Origin of the sequence: Aestuariivita boseongensis (assembly GCF_001262635.1) — a bacterium.
GTDB classification, from domain to species: Bacteria; Pseudomonadota; Alphaproteobacteria; order Rhodobacterales; family Rhodobacteraceae; genus Aestuariivita; species Aestuariivita boseongensis.
The window spans coordinates 1-24,440 of the sequence record NZ_JXYH01000023.1; the positions used below are offsets into that span (position 1 = coordinate 1).

Annotated in this window: 18 protein-coding genes; 12 read left to right on the plus strand and 6 right to left on the minus strand. The window is 62.4% G+C overall.

Features of this window, described 5'->3' with window-relative positions:
- Window position 1: 1 nt before the first annotated feature.
- Window positions 2-190, minus strand: coding sequence for a hypothetical protein (locus TR61_RS10495; protein ID WP_050929948.1), 189 nt, complete (start codon window positions 188-190; stop codon window positions 2-4).
- 110 nt (window positions 191-300) lie between these two features.
- Between TR61_RS10495 and TR61_RS10500 the strand changes: the two genes are divergently transcribed.
- From TR61_RS10500 to TR61_RS20370, 7 genes are all read left to right on the plus strand, one after another.
- A complete protein-coding gene (locus TR61_RS10500; protein ID WP_050929949.1) occupies window positions 301-630 on the plus strand; it encodes a sarcosine oxidase subunit delta in 330 nt (109 codons plus the stop codon).
- A 61-nt stretch (window positions 631-691) separates the two neighbouring features.
- Window positions 692-3,712: a sarcosine oxidase subunit alpha family protein gene (locus tag TR61_RS10505; protein WP_050929950.1), complete on the plus strand. Its 3,021-nt coding sequence runs from the start codon at window positions 692-694 to the stop codon at window positions 3,710-3,712.
- Window positions 3,705-4,271 (plus strand): sarcosine oxidase subunit gamma, encoded by a 567-nt coding sequence (locus TR61_RS10510; RefSeq protein ID WP_050929951.1) that lies wholly within the window; start codon window positions 3,705-3,707, stop codon window positions 4,269-4,271. The genes TR61_RS10505 and TR61_RS10510 overlap by 8 nt, the downstream gene beginning before the upstream one ends.
- Before the next feature lie 233 nt (window positions 4,272-4,504).
- On the plus strand, window positions 4,505-4,996 hold the full coding sequence (locus tag TR61_RS10515) for a hypothetical protein (protein WP_050929952.1): 492 nt from the start codon (window positions 4,505-4,507) through the stop codon (window positions 4,994-4,996).
- A gap of 116 nt (window positions 4,997-5,112) precedes the next feature.
- On the plus strand, window positions 5,113-5,712 hold the full coding sequence (locus TR61_RS10520; RefSeq protein WP_050929953.1) for a superoxide dismutase: 600 nt from the start codon (window positions 5,113-5,115) through the stop codon (window positions 5,710-5,712).
- Window positions 5,713-5,910: 198 nt separating this feature from the next.
- Complete coding sequence (locus tag TR61_RS10525) at window positions 5,911-6,375, plus strand: hypothetical protein (RefSeq protein WP_245626867.1); 465 nt, start codon at window positions 5,911-5,913, stop codon at window positions 6,373-6,375.
- Window positions 6,376-6,483, plus strand: a complete 108-nt coding sequence (locus tag TR61_RS20370; protein ID WP_245626868.1) for a DUF3387 domain-containing protein — start codon at window positions 6,376-6,378, stop codon at window positions 6,481-6,483.
- Between the two features lie 225 nt (window positions 6,484-6,708).
- On the opposite strand, the gene TR61_RS10530 is transcribed toward TR61_RS20370, so the two are convergent.
- The 3 genes from TR61_RS10530 to TR61_RS10540 form a co-directional block, all read right to left on the minus strand.
- The gene (locus TR61_RS10530; protein ID WP_172676963.1) at window positions 6,709-7,503 is read right to left on the minus strand and encodes an FkbM family methyltransferase; all 795 of its coding nucleotides are present in this window, start codon (window positions 7,501-7,503) and stop codon (window positions 6,709-6,711) included.
- A gap of 88 nt (window positions 7,504-7,591) precedes the next feature.
- Complete coding sequence (locus TR61_RS10535) at window positions 7,592-10,981, minus strand: GAF domain-containing protein (protein WP_050929955.1); 3,390 nt, start codon at window positions 10,979-10,981, stop codon at window positions 7,592-7,594.
- Window positions 10,982-11,050: 69 nt separating this feature from the next.
- On the minus strand, window positions 11,051-11,593 hold the full coding sequence (locus TR61_RS10540; protein ID WP_050929956.1) for an LOG family protein: 543 nt from the start codon (window positions 11,591-11,593) through the stop codon (window positions 11,051-11,053).
- A gap of 105 nt (window positions 11,594-11,698) precedes the next feature.
- On the opposite strand from TR61_RS10540, the gene TR61_RS10545 reads away from it, so the two are divergent.
- The gene (locus TR61_RS10545) at window positions 11,699-13,177 is read left to right on the plus strand and encodes a LysM peptidoglycan-binding domain-containing protein (protein ID WP_216595393.1); all 1,479 of its coding nucleotides are present in this window, start codon (window positions 11,699-11,701) and stop codon (window positions 13,175-13,177) included.
- A gap of 69 nt (window positions 13,178-13,246) precedes the next feature.
- On the plus strand, window positions 13,247-15,046 hold the full coding sequence (locus tag TR61_RS10550; protein WP_050929958.1) for an ABCB family ABC transporter ATP-binding protein/permease: 1,800 nt from the start codon (window positions 13,247-13,249) through the stop codon (window positions 15,044-15,046).
- A gap of 516 nt (window positions 15,047-15,562) precedes the next feature.
- Here TR61_RS10550 and TR61_RS10560 read toward each other — a convergent pair.
- Window positions 15,563-19,342, minus strand: a complete 3,780-nt coding sequence (locus tag TR61_RS10560; protein ID WP_050929960.1) for an efflux RND transporter permease subunit — start codon at window positions 19,340-19,342, stop codon at window positions 15,563-15,565.
- Window positions 19,339-20,574, minus strand: a complete 1,236-nt coding sequence (locus TR61_RS10565) for an efflux RND transporter periplasmic adaptor subunit (protein ID WP_050929961.1) — start codon at window positions 20,572-20,574, stop codon at window positions 19,339-19,341. Before TR61_RS10565 ends, TR61_RS10560 begins: the two co-directional genes overlap by 4 nt.
- Before the next feature lie 259 nt (window positions 20,575-20,833).
- Between TR61_RS10565 and TR61_RS10570 the strand changes: the two genes are divergently transcribed.
- The 3 genes from TR61_RS10570 to der all read left to right on the plus strand — a co-directional run bounded on the left by TR61_RS10570 (window position 20,834) and on the right by der (window position 24,438).
- On the plus strand, window positions 20,834-21,505 hold the full coding sequence (locus TR61_RS10570) for a tetratricopeptide repeat protein (protein WP_050929962.1): 672 nt from the start codon (window positions 20,834-20,836) through the stop codon (window positions 21,503-21,505).
- 83 nt (window positions 21,506-21,588) lie between these two features.
- The gene (locus tag TR61_RS10575; protein ID WP_050929963.1) at window positions 21,589-22,932 is read left to right on the plus strand and encodes a PQQ-like beta-propeller repeat protein; all 1,344 of its coding nucleotides are present in this window, start codon (window positions 21,589-21,591) and stop codon (window positions 22,930-22,932) included.
- A 48-nt stretch (window positions 22,933-22,980) separates the two neighbouring features.
- Complete coding sequence (gene der, locus TR61_RS10580; RefSeq protein ID WP_050929964.1) at window positions 22,981-24,438, plus strand: ribosome biogenesis GTPase Der; 1,458 nt, start codon at window positions 22,981-22,983, stop codon at window positions 24,436-24,438.
- Window positions 24,439-24,440 lie beyond the last annotated feature (2 nt).

Consider the following 24,440-nt stretch of genomic DNA (forward strand, 5'->3'; position numbering starts at 1 on the left):
GTCAGCCCTTGTCGGTGCCGGCCTTGTGCTTGGCCACCGCTTCGCTGCCGAAAAACATGATGTCGGACACATCGACATAGGTGCCGTTGGCCTTGCGTCTGGCCACGGCGCGCCGTTCCAGCATGAACATCACAAGCGCGCCCAGGCAAAGCGCGCCGAAGACCAGGAATGCAAGTCCTGTCTGATCCATAGTGTAAACCTCCGCTATCAAAAAGTGTCATCTTTAATTGACACCGTAGCGCGTCTTGCACGCGATTGCCACGATTCCCTGCAGAACCCCCATCAAGGAGCGCGCGTCCCATGCTGATGCTGGAATGCCCCTATTGCGGCGTGACCGCGGATGAAACCGAACTCAGCCCCGGAGGCGAGGCGCATCTGACGCGCTTCGGCCCCGGCGCGTCCGATGACGAGTTCCACGATTACCTCTTTATGCGCGAAAACCCCAAGGGCGTGCATTTCGAACGTTGGCGCCATGCCTATGGCTGTGGAAAATGGTTCCACGCCGCCCGCGCCACGGACACGCTTGAGGTGTTCGGGACGTATCCGGCCCAGACCACGAAGCCGCCGCAAGAGATCCTCGACAAGATCTCGGCCAAACGGCCCGGCTGGACGTGGAGGGATCTGAAATGAGCCTTCTTCTCTTTCCAAATACGGCACGCAGCATCAGCCCCAAGACAAAAGGCACGGCATCATGAGCACGCGTTTGTCCACGCATGGCCGTCTAATTGACCGGTCGCAGACGATCAAATTCACCTTCAACGGCAAATGGATGCGCGGCCATCCGGGCGATACGCTTGCCTCGGCTCTCTTGGCCAATGATCAGATGCTGGTGGGCCGGTCGTTCAAATATCACCGCCCGCGTGGCATCGTGGCCTCGGGCGCGGAAGAGCCCAATGCGCTGGTCAATATGGGCAAAGGCCCCACGTTCGAGCCGAACCAGCGCGCCACCACGACCGAGCTTTTCGACGGGCTGACCGCCACCTCGCAAAACCACTGGCCCAGCCTTGAATTCGACGTGGGCGAAATCAACGCGTCGCTGTCGCGGTTCCTGCCTGCGGGCTTCTATTACAAGACGTTCATGTATCCACGCGCGTTCTGGAAACATGTCTATGAGCCCTTCATCCGCCAATCCGCCGGTCTGGGGCAGGCCCCCAAGGATCGCGATGCCGACACCTATGAGCATTTCTATGCCTTCACCGATATTCTGGTGATCGGCGGCGGTGTCGCGGGCCTTCAGGCGGCCAAGGCGGCGGCTGACAGCGGTGCGAAGGTGCTTTTGGTCGAACAGAGCTCTGCCTGGGGTGGACGCGCTATGGTTGATCAGGTTGACAGCGAGACTGTCAACGATACCCCTGTGGATAAGTTCGTGGAGGAAATCACGGCCGAGCTTGCCGCGATGCCCAATGTCACCATGCGCCTGCGCATGATGGGGGCAGGTGTCTATGACCACGGTTATGTGCTGGCCTATGAGCGCCTGAACGACCACCAGCCCGATGCGGACGGCCCGCGCCATCGCCTCTGGCGGATCCGCGCAAAGCAGACCATCACCGCAACAGGGGCCATCGAACGCCCCTTGTCCTTTGCGGGCAATGACGTGCCGGGGGTCATGCTGGCCTCGGCAGTGCGGGATTACGTGGTCAATTTCGGGGTCTCTCCGGGCGATCGGACGGTGATCGCGACCAATAACGATGATGCTTACCTTACGGCAATTATCCTGAAAAAAGCGGGGCTTGACGTGCCGCGCATCATCGACGCGCGTCCGGAAGGCGGCGGCGCGCTGATGGAAGAGGCCAAGGCGCTGGGCATCCGTGTCGATCTGGGCCGCGCCATTGCCAAGGTCAAAGGCTCGCGCCGCGTGACCAAGGTGCAGATCTGCAATCAGGCAGGCGAAGGCGGTGTGCTGGACGAGGTCGCCTGTGATGCGGTCGCCATGTCGGGCGGCTGGTCTCCGGTCGTGCATCTATGGTCCCATTGCGGCGGAAAACTCCTTTGGGATGAGGGTCATGCCATGTTCCGCCCGGATGGGGATAACCCGCCGCGCGGGGCTTCTGGTGAGGGCTTTGTGCGCTGTGCCGGCATCGCCAATGGCGCGATGGATCTGGCCGCTGTGATTGCCGATGCGCATGAGGCAGGCAAGGCCGCCGCGAAAGAGGCGGGTTTTACCCCCAAACGCAGCAAGGCGCCTGCCGCCACATCGCGCGCAGATGCGGCTCTTTTGCCGGTCTGGCTGATGCCGCAGGGCGCAAAGACCGAATTGCGCGCGAAATCCTGGCTGGATTTCCAGAACGATGTGAAAGTCACAGATGTTCAGCTGGCCGCGCGGGAAGGGTTTGAAAGCGTCGAACATACAAAGCGCTACACTACGCTGGGCATGGCAACCGACCAGGGCAAACTCAGCAACATCAACGGATTGGCGATCCTGTCCGATGCGCTGGGTCAGCCGATCCCGGCCACCGGCACCACGACCTTTCGCCCGCCTTACACGCCCATTTCCATGGGGGCGATCGCGGGCGAGGCGCGCGGTGAGGTCTTCCAACCCATCCGCCGCACGCCGATGCATGACTGGCATGACGCCAACGGCGCCGACTGGGAGCCGGTTGGCCATTGGCGCAGACCCTATGCCTTCGTGCGCCCGGGCGAAAGCGTCGAGGCGGCGGTGATGCGCGAGGTGACCAACACCCGTGAAAGTATCGGTCTTCTGGATGCATCCACCCTTGGTAAGCTGATCGTCAAAGGGCCGGATGCGGGCCGTTTCCTCGACATGCTCTACACCAATATGATGAGCACGCTGAAACCCGGCCGCTGCCGCTATGGGCTGATGTGCACGGAAAACGGCTTTCTCACCGATGACGGCGTCGTGGCGCGCATCGATGAGGACACGTTCCTGTGCCATACCACCACGGGCGGTGCGGACCGGATCCATGCGCATATGGAAGAATGGCTGCAAACTGAATGGTGGGACTGGAAGGTCTATGTCGCCAATGTGACTGAGCAATATGCCCAAGTCGCCGTTGTCGGCCCCAAGGCGCGCAAACTGCTGGAAAAGCTGGGCGGTATGGATGTGTCGGCGGACGAACTGCCCTTCATGGGCTGGGCGGATGGCACCATCGGCGGCTTTGCCTGCCGCGTCTATCGCATCTCGTTCTCGGGCGAGCTCAGCTTTGAGATTGCCGTCAAAGCCTCTGACGGACAGGCCTTCTGGGACGCGTTGATGGAAGCCGGTTCCGAATTCGGCATCCAGCCCTATGGCACGGAATGCCTCCATATCATGCGGGCCGAGAAGGGCTTTATCATGATCGGGGACGAAACCGACGGTACGGTGATCCCGCAGGATCTGGGCCTTGACTGGGCGATCTCGAAGAAGAAAGAGGATTACCTGGGCAAGCGCGCGCAGGAACGGTCGCACATGACCGATCCCAACCGCTGGAAACTGGTGGGGCTGGAAACGGTGGATGGATCGGTTCTGCCCGACGGCGCCTATGCGGTGGGCCCGGGCAAGAACGCCAATGGCCAGCGCAACATGATCGGGCGTGTGACTTCGACCTATCATTCGCCGACGCTGGGCCGTGGCATCGCGATGGGTCTGGTGCAGCACGGCCCCGACCGCATGGGCGAGGTGCTGGAATTCCCCGGCACCGATGGCAAAACCTATAAGGCGAAGATCGTCAGCCCCATCTTCTATGACCCCGAAGGGGAGAAGCAGAATGTCTAAACCCGTCTCAGCCCTGAACGGCGCGCAGTTTCATGGCATCGCAGAGGTGCGCGATCTGGGCCTGCAGGGCATGATCACCCTGCGCGGCGATTTGACGAAGCCCAAGTTGAAATCGGCGGTCAAATCCGTGACCGGGCTTGCCCTGCCGAAGACAGGCGGGATTCTGAGCGACGAGACCGGCAGCGTCGCCTGGATGTCGCCGGACGAACTGCTGCTACTGGTCCCCTATGCCGAAGTCGACGCCCATCTGGCCACGTTGCAAAAGGACCTGGCCAAGGAACACAGCCTTGCCGTCAACGTATCGGACGCCCGCGCGATGTTCAGCCTGAGCGGCCCCAAGGCGCGCGAGGTTCTGGCGAAACTGGTTCCGGTGGATCTGTCGCCCGGTGCGTTTGAGCCCGGCATGATGCGCCGCACGCGCATGGCGCAGGTGGCCGCCGCGTTCTGGATGATGGATGAGGACACGTTCCACATCATCTGCTTCCGATCGGTTGCGCGCTATGTGTTTGACTTGCTGACTGTCGCGGCGCAGGAGGGGTCAGAGGTCAACGCGTTCTAAACTTTGCAGCGGCGCGCCTTGTGTCCGCTGCGGGAGCCTCCGGCGGCCGTATTTTCAGCAAGAAGAAGACGCACGCGCGTGCAGGCCTTCTTCTTGCGGCAAATACGGCGGGGTGTTTGAGGGGCTGGCCCCTCAATCCATGCCTTTCGTGACGCATTAATTCCACGGCTTGGCCTCAATTTCGACGCGTGCGGCTGAGCATGTGTCAGGATCATCCGGAGGGGTCCGTGTTCATGCGTCGTCTTGTGTCGTCTTTGCTGTTGCTGGCTTCTGCTGCTGTCTTTATGGGCGGCGCGGGGATGATCCTGGCTATTCTGGCGGCTGCGGACGCTGCGCTCTGGCTGGGGGGCTGGGGGCTTTTGCTTCTGGGGCAACCGGTTGTTACCATTGGGCTTTTGTGCCTGGTTTTTGGCCTCGCCATGCGCTGGTTGTCTGAGGAGGCGGCCGATCCCGCCAGCGCACCTGCAAAATTGCAATACCGCGCCGCGGCCTGGTGTTTGGTTGGCCTGGGGCTGGTTGTTATCGCCCACCACACGGTGAAAGCCACTTACTTCGTGATGGCCGCTCCGGTGGAGTTTGGCGTCTTTGCGTTTTTGCCTGTTCTGGATCCGAAAATGCCGCTTGGCTTTGCAGCGATCTTTCTGGGGGTGATCGTCTTGCGCCGCGCTCCGCGCCAATCCGCCGATGTGCCCCTGCCTGCGCGGGCGACGTTCCGCAGCGCCTGAGCGCCGGATTTCCACGCCTGATCTCAAAACTATCTGCCCTGCACCCTTGACGCAGGGCCACGCCAGCCGCATGTAAAGCCCCAACGAAACACTCAACTTTACGGGGGGCCCAATCCATGGCTTTTGAACTTCCTGATCTTCCCTATGCGCATGACGCGCTGGCCGACAAAGGCATGTCGAAAGAGACGCTGGAGTATCACCACGACCTGCACCACAAGGCCTATGTCGACAATGGCAACAAGCTGATTGCCGGCACCGAGTGGGAAAACAAGTCGATGGAAGAGATCATCGTGGGCACCTATGACGCCAACGCCGTTGCCCAAAATGGGATCTTCAACAACATCAGCCAGCTGTGGAACCACAACCAGTTCTGGGAGATGATGGGGCCGGGCGACAGCAAGATGCCGGGTGAGCTGGAAAAAGCGATCACTGAAAGCTTCGGGTCGGTCGACAAGTTCAAAGAGGATTTCTCGGCCGCAGGCGCAGGCCAGTTCGGATCGGGTTGGGCGTGGCTGGTCAAGGACACCGACGGCAGCCTGAAAGTGACCAAGACCGAGAACGGCGTGAACCCGCTTTGCTTTGGTCAAACGGCGCTGCTGGGCTGCGATGTGTGGGAGCATTCCTATTACATCGACTTCCGCAACAAGCGGCCCGCTTACCTCACGAACTTCCTGGACAATCTGGTGAACTGGGAAAACGTCGCCTCGCGCATGTAAGCGCCTGGCTAAAGGCATGTGAAAAAGCCCGCCATTTGCGCGGGCTTTTTTGTTGGATGCGCAACAGGGGGCCGAAGATGTGCGGCGGTCCTCTCGACCCCAGCACGCGGGTGGCTTACTCTTGGGATCAAGGCAGACGCAAGATGAGGCCGAGCCATGAAAAGCCGCGCTGTTTAATCCCTGGCAGGGGCCGCCCTGATGATACTAGGGCTGTCGGCCTGCGGAGTTCCGGGGGACCGGGCCGGTGGTTTGGCGCTGTCGCCTGAGATCACGCAGTCCGAACCCGCCATCGCCGCGCTCCGCCAGGCGTTCATGGCTTTGGGGCCGGAGGTCGATCCGGAAGAGGCCGCGCGCGCGGCACGGGTCACATATGAACAGGTCGCTGCGTTGCGCGCAGCCTATGAGATCACCGATCCGCCGCTTATCCACAACACCAAGGTCAATATGAGCCTTAAGCCACGCGGACTGTGTTGGCATTGGACGGTCGATCTGGGCGCGCGGTTGGAGCAGGAGCGGTTTGAGACGCTGGAGGTGCATCAGGCGATTGCGAATTACAACAACCTGCGGCTGGAACATTCGACCGTCATTTTGGGGGCGCGCGGGGCGGCGATGGACGCGGGGATCGTTCGGGACCCCTGGCGCGCGGGCGGGCGGTCGACTTGAATGCCCGTGCGCGATGACACGCGGTATGACTGGACATCGCGCGAAGAGGTCTTTGCCTGGCGGCGGGCCCGCGGTCAGGCCGGGCCCAGCTATCCCGCGCCATTGTAGGGGTAGGTGCGCAAAAATTGCGGCGAGATGCGGCTTTCGTTTTAAAGACAGAGCCAGCTTGATGGTGGCTTTCTGTGATGGGTACAGGACGACCGAGGCCAGTTGGGCGTTAAACCTCACATCCTGTCAAACTGCAGAAACTTTCGGCGTCAAAACACACTTATTTATCAGACGTCGCCCACAGCCTTGCACCAAGCATCAGCGCTTCAGCGCCCGCGCGCCTCGTCATCCGGGCGCAAATATCCCGTTCTTCTCGATTTCTCCCATAAATCGGTAGCCCGCGTCAGGCACGAGGCTGTTGAGCTTTTGGGCGAATGTGCGGTTCTTCCAAGGCTTGCCTGATTCCAGAACCACAAGAGGTTTGTTGTCGTTGAGGATGCGCGCGCTGCCTTCAAGTGCGCTCTGCTCAAACCCTTCCACATCCAGATGCAGCAAAGACACCTTGCGCGATTTCGGCACGAGTGAGTCGATTGTTTTCACCTTCACTTCGATGGCGATTTTGCCGTCTGCGATCATCGTGTCCACGATCCGTTCACCTGCAGCGATTTTCTTTCCCGAGCGTCGCGCGATCTGGATTGCTGCAGTCCCGTCTTCTGCACCCACGGCGACGGGATGGAGTGCGACCGACGACAGACCATTCAGCCGAACCGTTTCCAGTGCGGCTGCGAAGCTGATGGGAACCGGTTCAAAACTGTGCAGTTTTGCTTTGGGCGCAAGCACTTCGCATAAAGCGGGAAAGAAATCACCGATGAATGCGCCTCCGGTAACAATGTCTCCTTGTCCGACCTGTCGTCTTAAAAATCTCAGAGTGTGTGGTTCGTACACGTCGCCATTCTTCAAAAGCGTGGCGATCTTGCGTTCATGGTATTCATTGGGGACGCAATAAAATCCGTATTCATTCGAAAAAATTGCATGTGGGATCTCTGCGATGTCTTGTGTGTAACTCGCTTTTGCATCCTGATGTGTCATCGGTTTCCCGCGCGTTGCTGCCTCGCAAAAACTATGGTCGGCATCACTCATAAACGCAAGAAATTGAGCTGACAGGATCGGCATCGTTCATGCTTGGGAGGCGGGGTTGGCCTCTGTCACGTGAGGTCTTTGACTAGCGCTATTGGGTCGCCGCCACCGCGCGCCACACCTCGACGGGTGCGGAAATCCCCTTGATCTCCACCTCGCCGACCAATTCGCCCTCGGTCTCGTCTTCCACGGCGATCCAGGCGCGGGGCGACAGAAGGATTTCTCCATCGGCAGCCATGTCACAAAGCCGCGCGGCTAGGTTCACGGCCGTGCCGCTGGCGGTGTAGTGGAACCGCCCTTCCGATCCCACCATGCCCACCGTGGCATAGCCAAGCGAGATGCCCACGCCAAAACCCAGCCGGTGGCCCAGTTTGCGCCAGCGTTTGCACAAATCTGCCATCACATCGCGCATGGCAAAGGCCAGCCGCAGCGCGTCGCCCGCAGGATCATCACAGGGCAGGGGGTCGTTGAAAAGAACCATGATCCCGTCGCCAGCGCGGTGATCCACACCCGCGCCATGGGCCGCGATCAGCTTGCCCATTTCCTCGTGATAGGTTTGCAGAACCTCGATGGTTTCTTCTGGCTCGGCCGTTTCACAAAAGGCAGTGAAGCCCCTGATATCGCAGAACAAAGCCGATATTAGCGCGCGATGGGATGACAGCATCGCATCATCGCCCGACGATACCACCGCATCGGCCACCTGTTCCGGCAGGAAGCGTTTCAGGCGGCCCATACGCTCCAACTCGCTCACTTGCGCCTCCACCCGGTCGCCCAGTTCGGCGTTCAGGGTTTCCAGTGCTTTGAATTGTCGGACATTCTTGATGGCGATCACGGTTTGCGCGGCGAAGGTTTCGATCAGTTCGATTTCACCGGCGTCAAACGGAGCTGTTTCGTATCGGCTAAGCGCGATCACACCGAACGCCTTGCCGTCTTCAAGAAGCGGCACGCAGAGGCGGGTGCGCAAGCCTTCGTCATCGACCATCTTCAGATACGTCGGATCGCCCGCAAGATAGGGCGTGCTTTTGGTCATGTCGGCGATATGCACGGTGCACGCCTCGCGGAAACACTGCGCGATGGGCAGTTCGGCGTCGATCTGCCACTCACGTTCTGCCGCGATATCGACGCGCGCTGTACCCCAATGGCCGCGAATGCGAAATGCGGTACTGTCCGGGTTCAGCAGCATCAGCGCCGCATCCGGCACATCACACAGCCGCGCCGCCTTTTCAAGGATCATGTCAAAGACGGGCTGTTCGTCATCGCGGCTTTGGCTGATGACCTCCAATATCTGCTTGGTTGCGGCTTCCCGCTCCAGCCGCGTTTGCACCTCGCGAAACTGGCGGACGTTTTCGATGGCGATGACGGCCTGGGCGGCAAAACCTTCGATCAGGGCCCGGTCATCCTCGCTGAACGGGTTCACAGAAAACCGCGCGATGCCAAAGGCGCCGATCGCCACATCCTTCAGGATGAGCGGCACGGCCATGAACGAATGCAGCCCGTTCTTGTCCACATGGGCCACGCGCTGCGGATCGCCCGCGCGGTAAAGATCGGTGTCTTCCAGATCGTCGATCCGCACAGGTCGCTTCAACGCGATGGCCTCGGCGAAAGAAGATTTCCCATCCAGCGCCCATCGCATCTCGCCATGCTGCGAATGTGCCAGATCGGGCCCGTGATGCGCCGTATAGACCAGATCGCGCCCGTCCTCGCTGATCAGGGCAAGACCCGCATAATCCGACCCGCAAAGCCGCGCGCCACGTTCCAGAATGGCGTCAAAGACGGGGTCGGTATCATCCCGGATCTGGCTGATCAGTTCCAGCACCTCGGCCGAGGCTTGTTCCCGCTCAAGCCGGGATTGCACCTCACGGAACTGGCGGACGTTTTCGATGGCGATGACGGCCTGGGCGGCGAAGGTTTCGACAAGGGCTATCTCGTCGCTGCTGAAGGCCTTCACCTCTCGCCGGAAGAGGGTTATGCATCCGGCAACCTTGTCGTGGTTCAAAAGAGGCACGCAGAGTATCGTGCGCATCCCCTCACGCTCGACCATCGCGACGCGTCCGGGATCACCGCTCGCATATAGCTCTGTCTTTTTCAGATCTTCGATGTGGACGACTTGTGCGGTTCGCATCGCCACAGCCGGCGTCAAGTCGCTGTCCAAAGGTCTCGGCGTTGTACCGACGGACAGGTGGCGCAAACCCTCTCCGCGATGCGCTGCCAGATGCCAGTTTCGTCCGGCCTCATCCAGAAGGCACAGATTTGCAAGCGGCGCGCCGGAAAGATGCGTCGCGTGTTTCAGGATCATGTCGAACACCGGCGCCGGATCGGTGCGGGAGCCGCTGATGACCTGTAATATCTCCCGTGATGCTTCTTCCCGCTCCAGCCGCGTCTGCACCTCGCGGAACTGTCGGACGTTTTCGATGGCGATGACGGCCTGCGCTGCAAAGGTTTCGACCAGCGAGATCTCTTCCGGGGTGAAGGGTTTCACCTCCATACGGAAAAGCGTGATGGTGCCAATGGCCTCCTTCTCGCGGATCAGGGGGACAAACAGGACCGACCGGATGCCGCTGTCATCGACCATCGACCGAACAATCGGGCTTCCATCGCGATAAAGATCACTTTGACCCATGTCGTCATGTGCAATCAGGCGCGCCTCGACAATGGATTTGGCGGCATAGGACAGATCGCCATCCAGTACCATCTGGCCCGACTCAAACAGGGCGACCGCCGCAGAGAAAAGTCCGCGATGCGCGGCAAGCACCTGATGGGGGTCGGATGCGCGCGCCAGGATCAGGCCGGACATGGGCGCGTTGCACAGGGTCTGTGCGTTATCCAGAATGGCCTCGAAGACCGGGCGTTCATCGTCCAGCGTCTCGCTGATGACGTTCAGAACGTCACTTGTGGCCTTCTCACGGGCGAGACGGTTTTGCAATTCGCGGAACTGGCGCGCTTTTTCGATAGCGATCACGGCCTGATCGGCAAAGCTTTTCACAAGCGCGATCTGCGCCTCGTCGAAAGGGCGGACCTCTTTGCGGAACAGGATGAAGCAGCCGATCCCGCCTTCGGTTGTGACCAGCGGCACGAACAGATTGGTCCGAATGCCCTGAATTTCGGCAAGGGCCACCACATTTGCCACACCCGCGCGATAGGCATCGGTGTCGCACATGTCATGCAGGTGGATCACCCTGGTCTCGAAAATCGCGCGCGCGGCGAAGGAGCGTTCCGGATCCATCGGCACATTGCCCGCATCGTAATAGGCCACCGTGCTGGGCTCGGCCCCGTAGCCGGCGACCATCTGCTGCACTGCGTCACCGGGTTTGGCGATGATCAGCGCGGCAAAGGGTGCCTCGCACAACCGCGCGGCGCTTTTCAGGATCGCGTCAAAAACCGGGGCCTGGTCATCGCGCGTGTCCCGGATCAGGCGGAGCACGTCATAGAGGGCGGCGGTTTGTGCCGTTGTGTCCGTGCTGGTGGCTATGTCTTCGGCCACGCGGGCAAGCTCCCTGTCTTACGGTAAGCTCAGCCTAAACACTGCGCGCGGCGCAGACCAGCCCTTCCGTCAGTCGCGCAGAAAGGCAGTCGTGTCCGCAACATCCGCACACACCGTCACGAAGTCTTTCAGCGAGGGATCGGCAAAGCCCTGGTCGATCACATGATCAATTAGCCCGATCAGGGGGTCCCAATAGCCTTCGATATTCATCAGTACAATGGGTTTCCCATGCAGGCTCAGCTGCGCCCAGGTCAGAACCTCGAAAAACTCGTCCAGCGATCCCGCACCGCCGGGCAAAACCACGATGGCATCGGCATTCATGAACATGACCTTTTTGCGCTCATGCATGGTTTCGGTCACGACATAGCGGGTCAGGTCGGTTTTGCCGACTTCCCAATCCACCAGATGCTTGGGGATCACCCCGAACGTGTCGCCGCCAGCGGCTTGGGCCGCGCGCGCCACTTCGCCCATCAGCCCCACATCTCCCGCGCCGTAGACCAGCCGCCAGCCTTCCCGGGCCAGCGCCGTGCCAAAGGCGGTTGCGGCTGCGGAATAGGCAGGCATTGCGCCGCTGCGGGATCCGCAATAGACACAGACGGATTTTGCAGCCATGGGCAGTTCCTTTCGATGCGGGCGGAGTTGGGCTTTGACCCCTCATATCCCGGTTGATAGGGTGGCTCAACCGCCGGGTGCCAACGGCGTGAGGGGATGACGGACATGACCGAAAAAGCGGGCTTTCTGGGCCTTGGAGCCGCAGGCGGAGCTGCTGCGGGCGCTGCCGCCGTCGCGGCCGTGATCGCGGTGCTTTATGCAACCGGAGTTCTGGCCCCCGGCGATGATCCCGTGGCCGAACCCGCCGCCGTGATCCAACCGGAACCGCAACCGGCGCCAATCGCGGATTCCACCGCGCCCACTGAGGGAAGCACGGCAGAACCTGCCATGACACCGTCCGAGGCGACAGAAACGACCGCAGAGACATCGCCCGCACCGGAACCGGCACCGACAGCCGCGGAAGACAGCGCAACAACCGAAGAAACGACAACAGCTCCCGCGCCGTCAGCCACCGCCTCGACCCCGGACACTGAACCGACATCGACAGAACCCGCATCGGTTCCTGCCGCTCCCGCCGCCGACGCCGCTCCGCAAACCGATGAGGTCGCCACCGCACCGGCCACTCCCGACACGCCTGTCGCGCCCAGCCCACTGCCGGCGCCGCGCTTTGACGTGGTGCGCGCCTCGCCCGATGGGACGACGGTGATCGCAGGTGAAGCCGCCCCCGGCAGCACAGTACAGATCCTTGTGGACGGAGAGATTGCCGACACCCAGACCGCCAGCGCGCAAGGCGAGTTCGTGAGCCTGCTGACCCTGCCTTCCAGCACCCAGGCACGCGTTCTGAGCCTTCTGTCCCGGCAGGACAGCCGCGAGGCCCCCTCGGCAGAGGAGATCATTCTGGCCCCGACACCGGCCCCGCAGGTGGCAGCCGCCGAACCTGCGCCGCAAACGGCTGAAACTGAAACCGCGACCGACACCGCGCCGCAGGCCGAACCTGCCAGTACAACACAGCCCGAGACGGCAGATGCAACGGTCGCGCCCCAGACCAGCGCGGCCGAAGCGACGGCAGAAGGCGCGGAACCGCAGCCTGCCGCCGTCGCGGTTCTGCGCGCCGATGAAGAAGGGGTGGAGCTGGTTCAGCCCGCAACGTCCGAGCCTGCCTCCGATGCATCGCAAATCGCGCTCGACACCATTGGTTATTCGCCGGAGGGAGACGTGCTGCTGTCAGGCCGGGCACAGGGTGAGGGGCAGGTGCGGGTGTACCTGGACAACGCCGCCCGCGCCGATGTGACCACCGATGCCTCGGGCCGTTGGCGCGCGCGACTGGATGGTATCGCGCCGGGCGTCTATACCCTGCGCCTCGATGAGCTTGGCGTAGATGGCGCGGTTCTCAGCCGTCTCGAAACCCCGTTCAAACGCGAAAGCCCCGAAACCCTGGCCAGCGCCCAGCCGCAGTCCGACCCGCCCGAGGAACCTGCCCCGATCACCCAGGTGACCGTGCAGGCAGGCGATACGCTGTGGGCGATTTCGCGGGAACGCTATGGCGACGGGCTGCTTTACGTGCGTCTGTTCCAGGCCAACCGCGACGCGATCCGCGACCCCGATCTGATCTATCCCGGCCAGATCTTCACCATCCCCGAGTGATCGTACATCGCTGGTCATTTGCGCTGCTTGGGCGTATGTCAGGGGAAATGATTTTTTCCCTCAGGCGTCATGTCCGAAGATATCTCTGAAGAAGAGCGCAGATCGGGTCTGCGCACCATCCGCAAGGTTGCCCCCTATCTCTGGCCCGAGCATGAGCCTTGGGTCAAACGTCGTGTCATCGGCGCGCTGGCGCTTCTGGTGCTGGCCAAGCTGATCGCGGTGGTGATCCCGGTTCTGTACAAGGGCGCGGTTGACGCGCTGGCAGAAGAAGGTGTGCCGATGCTAGCGCTGGGCGCGGTCGGCCTGACGGTGGCCTATGGCGTGGCGCGGCTGTTGAATGTGGGCTTCCAGCAGCTGCGCGATGCGGTCTTCGCCGCCGTGAGTCAGCGCGCGCTCAGGGCTCTTGCGCTTGAGACGTTCCAGCATATCCACCGCCTGTCCATGCGATACCACATCACGCGCAAGACAGGGGGGCTGAGCCGGATCATCGAACGCGGCGTGAAGGGCGTGGATTTCCTTCTGCGCTTCATGCTGTTTTCCATCGGCCCGCTGATCCTTGAGCTTTTGCTGGTGGGCATCATCCTGACTGTGCTGTTTGACGCGTGGTACCTGCTGATCGTGGCGGTCACCATCGCGCTTTATGTCTGGTTCACCTTCGCCGTGACCGAATGGCGCGTGAAGCTGCGACGCGAGATGAACGAACAGGACACCGACGCCAATCAGAAGGCGATCGACAGCCTGTTGAACTTTGAAACGGTCAAGTATTTCGGCGCCGAAGGCCGCGAGGCGCGCCGCTATGACAGCGCGATGCGGCTTTATGAACAGGCGGCGCTGAAAACGTCCTATTCGCTGGCGTTCCTGAATTTCGGCCAAAGCTTCCTGATCACTGGGGGCCTGATCGGGGTGATGGTGCTGGCCGCCATCGGTGTGCAGAACGGCGCGCTGACCGTGGGCGATTTCGTCATGGTCAACGCCTATATGATCCAGATCACCATCCCGCTGAATTTCCTGGGCACGGTTTACCGCGAGATCCGCCAATCGCTGGTGGATATGGGCGAAATGTTCAACCTGCTGGAACAGCCGCAAGAGGTGACAGACAAACCCGGCGCGCCTGCGCTTGAGGTCACAGGCGGGCGGATTGCCCTGGAAGGTGTGCATTTCGGGTATGAAAAGACGCGTGAAATCCTCAAAGGCATCGACCTGACTGTCGAGCCGGGCCAGATGGTGGCCATCGTGGGCGCGACCGGGTCGGGAAAATCCACCATCGGTCGGCTTCTTTTCCGGTTCTACGACGTCACCGGCGGCGCGCTGAAGATCGACGGGCAGGATATCCGCGATGTGACGCAGGACAGCCTGCATGCCGCCATCGGCGTGGTGCCGCAGGACACGGTGCTTTTCAACGACACGATCCGCTATAACATCGCCTATGGGCGCGAGGATGCCACCGAAGACGATATCATCGCCGCCGCGCGCGCCGCGCAGATCCATGATTTCATCGCGTCGCTGCCCGAAGGCTATGACACGATGGTGGGCGAACGCGGGCTGAAGCTGTCGGGGGGAGAGAAACAGCGCGTGGGGATCGCCCGTACCTTGCTGAAAAACCCGCCGATCCTTTTGCTAGACGAGGCGACTTCGGCCCTCGACAGCGACACCGAGGCCGAGATCAAGGATGCGCTGGCCCGCGCGGGGCAGGGGCGCACGGTGATCACTATCGCGCATCGCCTGTCCACGATTGCCGAGGCCGATCAGATCGTCGTGCTGGATGCAGGCCAGGTGATCGAACGCGGCACCCATGACGACCTTTTGGCGCGTCAGGGTCGCTATGCCCAGCTTTGGCAGCGTCAGCAGGCGGATGAAGAGGCCGCCTGAGCAAAGCTCTGGTACGGAATCAAGGCCGAAGGCCGCCGTGCCAGCGCCTGACTGTCCCCGCAGGCTGGCGCTTTGTTGGGTGCTGTTACAACGAGCATTCGGAAGATGATGCGGCAACCATAAAGTCCTGCGAACTGATGTTGCAGCGCCATCCTATAGGCAGGCGCTGTCACGGCTTGCACATTTTCGCACTACGTTGCGCAATCCCGATACCAACGCAGCTAAGAACGGATGCCGCAATCATCGCGCCAACCCGTAGCAAACCCCACACATCTCCATTTCCCGACGCCGACTGGAACGGAACCGTCAAAGTCGCGCTCACGGCAGCCAGCAAAAGCGCGGACAGCCACACATGCCGCCCCGTTCCACCAAACGAACATGGCAATGCCGCCAGCCCAAACCCAGCGGGGACCAGCGCGGTGGGGGAGAATTTGTCCACGACCGCAAACGCCACGACCGATAAGACCACCAAACCCGCACCGGCCAGCCCCATCACGCTCATAGGCGACGTAAAGCTTACTCAGCGGCCTTCAGCGGTGCACCGGCAGGCTCGGGCCGGGCAACAACGGGCTGATCTTCTTCCCACAGGATTTCCGGCGCTTTCACCCGGCGCGCGGCGCGCTGCAAGGCCCAGTCCTGCGCGGCCTGGCTTGTGCGGCCCAGGGACAGGCGCGCCAGCGCGCGGGCGATCCAGGTGACATAGGTCACGAACCAGATCCGAAGCGCCAGCAGGGAGGGCGTGACCACCAGCGTCAGCACCGTCGCCACGCCAAGACCGAACACCACCGCCGTGGCCAGCTGTTTCCACCACAGCGCCGTGGGGCTGTCGATGGAATAGCCGCCGCCGATGAAATCCAGGCTCAGGCCGAACATCATCGGCGCCAGACCTGCCATCGTGGTGATCGTAGTCAGCAGCACCGGGCGGATCCGCGCCTCTGCCGTGCGGGTGATCGCTTCGATCCGGGGCATATAGCGGGAATATTCCTGATAGGTGTCGATCAGAACGATATTGTTGTTCACAACGATCCCGGCCAAAGCCACGATGCCCGTTCCGGTCATGATGATCGAAAACGGCTGCTGCATGACCAGCATCCCGATCAGCACGCCGGTGGTCGACAGGATCACCGCCAGAAGCACCAGAACCGCGTTGTAGAACGAGTTGAACTGCGCCAGCAGGATGATGAACATCAGCCCAAGCGCGCCTGCAAAGGCATTGACCAGGAAGGCACCGGATTCGGCCTGTTCTTCCTGATCGCCGGTCCATTCCCACGCGATCTGCGCGGGCAAGGGATCGGTGTCCAGCCATTCGGTCAGCAGGGCAATGCGTTCATTGGCGTTGATGGGCATTGCGCGCAGGCTGCCTGCCTCCAGCGCCTCGGTCAGCTCGGACTGGCTCACATCTTCGGCCAGGCTCTGAACGCGGTAACCCGCCTGCACGCCGTCGAGGCGCAGCAGGCTGTCGTCGCGCTCCAGCTCCACCGGGTCTTCGACCACCTGCGCCACGGCTAGGCGGCGTTCCTCGCCCCGTGGGCCGGTGACAAGCTGCGCCAGACCCGGCGCCACATCGGCCTTGAGGTCAAAGATCCGCTGCTGATCCACCCGCGTGATCGAGGCCAGCTTTTCCACCGGCTCCCGCGTGATGAAATTCGACAGGGGCACCAACCCGTCCGAGGTGCGCACCTTCAGCGTATCCAGCGTCGACAGCACCCGGTCGCTTTCGGGTAGGCGGACGCGGATCTCGATCTCCTCGTCGCTCGAATCCACGCGCATCGTGTCCAGCAGGATGCCGCGCGTGACCAGCTGCACCATCGCGCCCACCGTGGCCACATCCGCGCCATAGCGGCCCGCTTTTTCCACATCCACGTTGATCTGCCAATCGATACCGGGCAGGGGGGTCGTGTCTTCGATCAGGATCAGGCCGGGTGTCGCTTCGAACTGCGCACGGGCTGCATCGGTGGCGGCATAAAGCGCCTCCCAGTCATCGCCTTTCAGGCGCAGATGTACCGGCTTGCCCGACGCCGGGCCCTGTTCCAGCGGCTGCACTTCCACTTCGAAACCCGGCAGCTTTGCCAGCTCGGCCTCCAGCTCATCCAGAACGCGGTCACCGTCGAAGGCATAGGCGACAACCTCACGCTCAAGCAGGCCGAAGAACCAGGTTTCTGTCGTTGTGGGGCGATCTTCCCAGGGGATGATCTCGAACTGAACCTGGCCGACGGTGTCCTGCGGCTGGAACGCGCCGGGGCCGGCGGTGTCCAGACCGCCTTCGCCCGCGAAGGAGAAGACGTTGATGACAGCCGGATGCGCCATGATGACGTTTTCCACCTGGCGCACCATCTCGTCCTTTTCGGTCAAAGACAGGTTGCCGCGCCCGCGCACGAAGGCCGTGGCCTGTTCCGGTTCGCTTTCCACGAAGAACTCAACGCCCCGGTTGTTCTGTGCATAGGTGGTAAAAACCGTGACTACGGCGAATGCCACAACGGCCAGCGTGACCAGCGGCATCACCGGGTTGCCCACGATGGCCTTGATGAACCAGCCAAAGCCCGTGTGGCGGCGCGTGTTGCGCACAGGGCGTTCACGCCGTTCGATCTTGGCGGCATCCAGCGTGATGGATCCCGCAAAAGCGCCCAGAATGAACAACGCCGCGCCAAACAGCTCTCCGGCGATTGCCGGCACGCCTGCGGGCAGCAGATATTCCGGGTTCAGCAACTGCATCGCGCCCAGGAAAATCGTGTAGAGCGCCACAGGCACTAGAAGCGCGCGCAGCCAGTAAGGCGCAGCGGCGCGCAGCGCGTCCGAGGCGCGGCCGAAGACGCGGCTCATCCGGCCCGTCACGCCGCCCATCACCGGCAGGTATATCAGCGCCACCAGAAGCGACGCCGACAGAACGAAGATCAGCGTCACCGGCAGCATGCCCATGAATTCACCGGGCACGCCGGGCCAGAACAGCATCGGAAGGAAGGCACACAGCGTCGTTGCGGTTGATGACACCACAGGCCAGAACATCCGCTGCGCCGCCTCCACATAGGCGTGCATCGGGCCCGAGCCTTCGCTGATGCGTTTGTCGGCATATTCAACGACCACGATCGCACCATCGACCAGCATCCCCACCGCAAGGATCAGCCCGAACATCACGATGTTCGAGATGCTGACGCCCATCACGGCAAGGAAGGCAAAACACAGAAGGAATGAGGTGGGGATCGCAAAACCAACCAGCAGCGCCGCGCGCGAGCCAAGCGCCGACAGCACCACGATCATCACCAGCGCCACAGCGGTCAGAACCGACCCTTCCAGCTGGCCCACCATGGAATCCACGATCCGGCTCTGGTCGTTCGAGGTGCCCACTTCCAGCACCGCCTGCAGTTCCGCCGGCCATTTCGTCTGCGCCGTGGCCACCGTTTCCTTCACCAGTGTGGCGGTGTCGATCAGGTTGAAGCCCTTGCGCTTGACCACCTGCAGCGCGATCGTGTTTTCGCCATTGAACCGCGCGGTGCCTTTGCGGTCTTCGAAGGTGAAATTGATCTCGGCGAGATCGCCCAATGTGACCACACGGTCGCCATTTGTCTTGACCGGCAGATCGTAAATATCGCGCTGATCCTCGAACGAAGAGGGGATTTTCACAGAAAACGTGCCCTGATCGGTCTCGACCTCACCGGCGGCCACCAGCAGGTTGTTGTTCTGCACAACATTGATCAGTTCGGTCGCGGTGACGTTATAGCTTTCCAGCCGCAGCGGATCGATCACGACCTCGACCATTTCTTCGCGGTTGCCCGCGATCCCGGCCTCAAGCACGGCATCCAGGCTTTCCAGATCGTCCTGCAGGGTCTTGGCGATCCGCGACAGCGTGCGTTCCGGCACGGGGCCGGTCAGGTTCACGATGATGATCGGGAATTCCGAGAAATTCAGTTCCGAGATACTGTATTGTTCGGCCCCGTCGGGGAAATCGGCTTGCGCCGCGTTCATCGCGTCGCGCACATCGGCCATGGTGGCGGTCTTGTCCCAGCCGAATTCGAACTCCATCACCACATTGGCATAGTTCTCTGCCGCTGTGGACGTCATCTTGTCCAGCCCGTCGATATCGGCCAGCTCAGTCTCCATCGGCTTGACCAGAAGGCTCTCGCTGTCCTCGGCCGAAATGCCAGGGAACTGGACCGATACGATCAGGGCAGGGATCTCGATATCCGGCTCACCTTCCTTGGGAAGCCCGACATAGGCAAAACCACCCGCCAGAAGTGACAGCGCGATAAAGGCCATGACCATGCGCGCACGGTCGGCCGCCCATGCCACTACACCGGTCATTGGTCAGCCTGCTGATATGTGGCGGCGACACGCACGCCCGCGGTGACGAAATCCTGACCCACGACGATCACATCCGCCTGATCGGGCAGTCCGGCCAGCCACACGCCCTGTGGCGTGTCGCGCAGCACGTTGACCGGCAGAAACTCTACCAGGCTGTCAGCGCCCACGATACGCACGCCCAGCTTGCCATCGGCATTCAGCGTCAGCGCCGATTGCGGCAGCAGATGCGCGGGTTGCCCGTCAGCGGCGATCAGGATCTCGGCGGTCTGCCCGTCGCGGATGGTGAAATCGGGGTTGGCCACGTCAATCTCGACCCGGAAGGTGCGGGTGGTGGGATCGGCAGAGCGGCTCAGGAAGGTCACGCGCCCCTGCACCTCACGCCCCGACACCAGCCGCGCACCGGCCATGGCGCCCACTTCAACGCGGTCCACTTCGGTTTCAGGCACGAAACCCACCAGCTTGATCGGGTCGAGCTGGATGATTGTCGCGCAGGAGGCACCGGGCTGCAGCAAGCTGCCCAGCTCGGCCGTGTCGCTTTCCAGAAGCCCGGCGAAGGGGGCCTCAATGGTCAGCCGGTCAATCTCTGTCTCGGCAGACGCCACCGAAGCCGAGGCCGCCTGGATCCCCGATTGCGCGCTGTCCAGACCCGCGCGGGCCGATTCAACACCGGCTTCCGCAGCGCTCAGCGCGGCTTGCGTTGTCGCAACACGGGTTTCTGATGCAAAGCCATCCTCGCTCAGCCGGGTGGCGGCATTGGCGTTGATCCGCGCCTCTTCCAGGCGGGCCTGCGCTTCGGTCAGCCGTGCTTGTGCTTCGGGCACGCGCGCTTTCGCTTCGGTCAGGCGGGCGCGCGCTTCGGTCAGCACGGCCTCACGGGTGCCGGGGGCCAGTTCGCAAAGAAGCTCTCCGGCCTCCACGAAACGGCCCTTCCGCAAAGGCTCCGAAATCACCACTGCAGATGTCTCAGCCTTCACGTCGACCTGCCGTGCGGCGGCTGTCTCACCTCGCAGAATCACCGCGCTGTCAATGGATTGCGCCTTGGATTGCAACGCCACCACACCGATGGCAGGGGCAGTCTCCTCGGCCGCCTCGGCGCCGGGGGCTGAGACCGCGGCAGAGGTTTCTGACGCCTCCTCGCCCCGGGCGAAGGCCACGAGGGCGTCACGCTCAAACACAGCCAGATAGAGAAACGCAGTGACCAACACTGCTGTAAGGACCGGGACAACACGCATTACAAACGTCTTTCTTGCAGCACTCTGGATCGCAAACGCCCAATACGGCGCTCTTGGGATATGGGCTTAGATATAGGTGCCGTCCAGACTAAACTAACCAGTTCAGATTATTTTTTTTGCGCGCGCAGCGCAAGTGTTGCCTCCGAAGCGCGACCGCCGGCCCTTGGCTTGGGCTGGCAGGCGCTGTAAGAGGGGCCACAACCGGCCCGGATCAGGGCAGGGAAAACAGGTGGATCAGGCTCCAAAAGGGCAGCACAGTATGAGTGATACCGACAGCTTTATCGACGAGGTCACCGAAGAGGTCCGCCGCGACCAGCTTTATGCCTATTTGCGCCGCTATGGCTGGATCGCGGTCGTGGTCATTCTTGCCATCGTGGGCGGCACGGCCTTCAACGAATACCGTCAGGCCCAGGATCGCAGCCAGGCCGAAGCGCTGGGCGATGCGCTGATCGCTGCCCTTGAAGAACCTGACGCTGCTTCGCGTGCGGGCGCTCTGGAACAGATCGCGCCGCAATCTGCGGGCGGGCAGGCGGTGCGTGACTTCCTGCTGGCAGCCGAAGAAACCGCCGCGGGCCGCACCGATGCCGCCGTCGCCACACTTGACGCGATCTCGTCCAATGGCGATCTGCCCGAGATCTACCGCCAGATCGCGGCGTTCAAGGCGCTTACCTTGCAGGCCGGCACGTTGTCTGTCGAAGAACGCCGCCTGTCGTTCGAAAGACTGGCGCGCCCAAATGCGCCGCTGCGGCTGCTGGCGCTTGAGCAACTGGCGCTGATCGACATCGAAACCGGCGATACCGATGCGGCCATTGCGCGCCTGCGCGACCTGGTTCTGGACGCCGAAGCGACCACAGACTTGCAACAACGCGCGCGTCAGGCAATTGTGGCACTGGGCGGCGAGCTTGAGCTGGCCCCCGGCCAGCAAGGCTGATCCGGTCCGAAGGCGGCGCGGATGCGCCAAACGCGGGCGGGAAGAAAAAAAGTGACGAACGGGACAGGACAGGCCAGAAGTAGATGATTGCACCATTCTCGACCTCGCGCGCGCCGATTGCGTTCGCCCTCGCTCTTGTCATGGGCCTTGCAGCCTGTTCCGAAGATGACATCATCCTTGTCGGGCCGCGCGAAAACATCCGTTCCGACGAAGAACTCGCGGCCGCGAATGTCGCGTTGCAAACCGATATCGAAGGTTCCCGCGCGATTTCCCTTCCGGCCGCCACCGCGAATGCGGATTGGCAGCAAAGTTTCGGCAGCCCCGCAAATCGCACCGCCCATCCCGCGCTGGGGGCCAATCCCCAGCTTGTGTGGAGCGCGGGCATCGGCGCAGGCGATGGACGCAAGGTCCGCATCACCGCCGATCCGGTGATCGGGGGCGGGCGCATCTATACGCTGGACGCCAATGCGCAGGTCACTGCGGTTACCCCCTCGGGCCAGACCGTCTGGAGCCAGGATATTCGCCCGGCCCGCGACAAGGAAGGCGACGCCACCGGTGGCGGCATGGCCTATGCCGATGGCAGCCTCTATGTCTCGCTGGGTTATGGTGAGGTCGTCGCGATGGACGCCGACACAGGCGCTGTGCGCTGGCGTCAACAGCTTGATGCGACGGGCTCGGGCAATCCCTTTGTTCTGGGAAATCTGCTGTATCTGGTGGCTGGCGATGACACCGGCTGGGCCATCCGCACTGACACTGGTCGCGTGGCGTGGCAAGTCGCGGCCACACCGTCGATCGCCAACGTCCTGGGTGCTCCGGCACCGGTGCTGGCCGATGGGCTGGTGGTCTTCGCCTTCGGCTCGGGCGAGCTGATCGCCACCTTCCCGCAGGGTGGTCTGCGCCGCTGGGCCGCCTCGGTCGCAGGCCAGCGCCTGGGCCGCACGGCCAACCGGATTTCCGATGTGACCGGCGCGCCTGTCTCGGTAGGCAACACTGTCTATGCTGGCAACCATTCGGGTCGCATCGTGGCCTTTGACGCGGGCAATGGCGAACGCCGCTGGACCGCTGCCGAAGGGGCGCTGAACCCTGTCTGGCCTGCTGGCGACAGCGTGTTCGCCGTCACCGACCGCAACGAACTGATGCGCATTGACGCCTCGACCGGGCTGATCATCTGGCGTCAGGAACTGCCCGGGTTCATCAAGGACCGTCCCAAGGGCCGCGATGAAATCGTGGCCCATCACGGCCCCGTGCTGGCCGGTGGGCGTCTGGTCGTCACCTCGAATGACGGGCTGATCCGCTATTTCTCTCCGCAGGATGGCAGCCTTCTGGGCACCACCGAAATCCCCGGCGGCGCCACGACAGGTCCGGTCTTTGCCGGTGGCGTGATGTATGTGGTCTCGACCCGCGGCCAACTTCACGCTTTCCGTTAAGCCGCCGATAGGCTATGGGGCCTCTCTGATTTCAGAGAGTTTCACGAGATGAGCTTTACCCTCGCCATAGTGGGCCGCCCGAATGTGGGCAAATCCACGCTGTTCAACCGCCTTGTCGGCAAACGCCTGGCCCTGGTCGATGACCAGCCGGGCGTGACGCGCGACCTGCGCGAGGGGGCCGCGCGGCTGGGCGATCTGCGGTTTACCGTGATCGACACCGCCGGTCTGGAAGAGGCCACGGATGACAGCCTGCAGGGCCGCATGCGCCGCCTGACCGAACGCGCGGTCGACATGGCCGATATCTGCCTGTTCATGATCGACGCCCGCGCAGGCGTGACCCCCACGGACGAGGTCTTTGCCGAGATCCTGCGCAAGCGCTCCGCCCATGTGATCCTGGCTGCCAACAAGGCCGAAGGCGCCGCCGCCGATGCCGGTGTGATCGAGGCCTATTCCCTGGGCCTGGGCGAGCCCATTCGCTTGTCGGCCGAGCATGGCGAAGGGCTTATCGAGCTCTATGCCCATCTCCAGCCGCTGGCGGACCAGTTTGCCGACCGCGCGGAACAGGACGCCCCGGACACAGACGTGGATCTTGAGGAAGGCGAGGCCGACGAGGACGCCACCCCGATCCCCACCAAATCCAAACCTCTGCAAGTGGCCGTCGTGGGACGCCCCAACGCGGGCAAATCCACTCTGATCAACCGCATCCTGGGCGAAGACCGTCTGCTGACCGGCCCAGAGGCCGGGATCACACGCGACGCGATCTCCCTCCAGGTCGACTGGCAGGGCACGCCCATGCGCATCTTCGACACCGCGGGCATGCGCAAAAAGGCCAAGGTGCAGGAAAAGCTTGAGAAACTTTCTGTCTCCGACGGCCTGCGCGCCGTGAAATTCGCCGAAGTCGTGGTTGTGCTGCTGGACGCCGCGATCCCCTTCGAGCAGCAGGACCTCCGCATCGCCGACCTGGCCGAGCGCGAAGGGCGCTGCGTGGTGGTCGCGGTCAACAAATGGGACGTGGAAGAACACAAACAGGAAAAACTCCGTGCGCTGCGCGAGGCCTTCGAACGCCTGCTGCCGCAGCTGAAAGGCGCGCCGCTTGTCACCGTTTCGGCCAAGACCGGCAAAGGTCTTGACCGGCTGCACGACGCCATCCTGCGGGCCTATGACGTCTGGAACCGCCGGGTGCCCACGGCCGCGCTCAACCGCTGGCTGACGGGGATGCTGGAACAGCACCCGCCCCCCGCGCCGCAGGGCAAACGGATCAAGCTGCGCTACATGACCCAGGCCAAGACCCGGCCGCCGGGTTTCGTGGTGATGTGCTCGCATCCCGACAAGATGCCCGAAAGCTATACCCGCTACCTGGTCAACGGGCTGCGCAACGATTTTGACATGCCGGGCACGCCCATCCGGCTGCATCTGCGCGGGCAGGGGGACAAGAACCCCTATAAGGGCCGCAAGAAAGCCCAGCCTTCGAAGCTGAAGAAACACCTGAAGAAACCGGGAACCTAGCC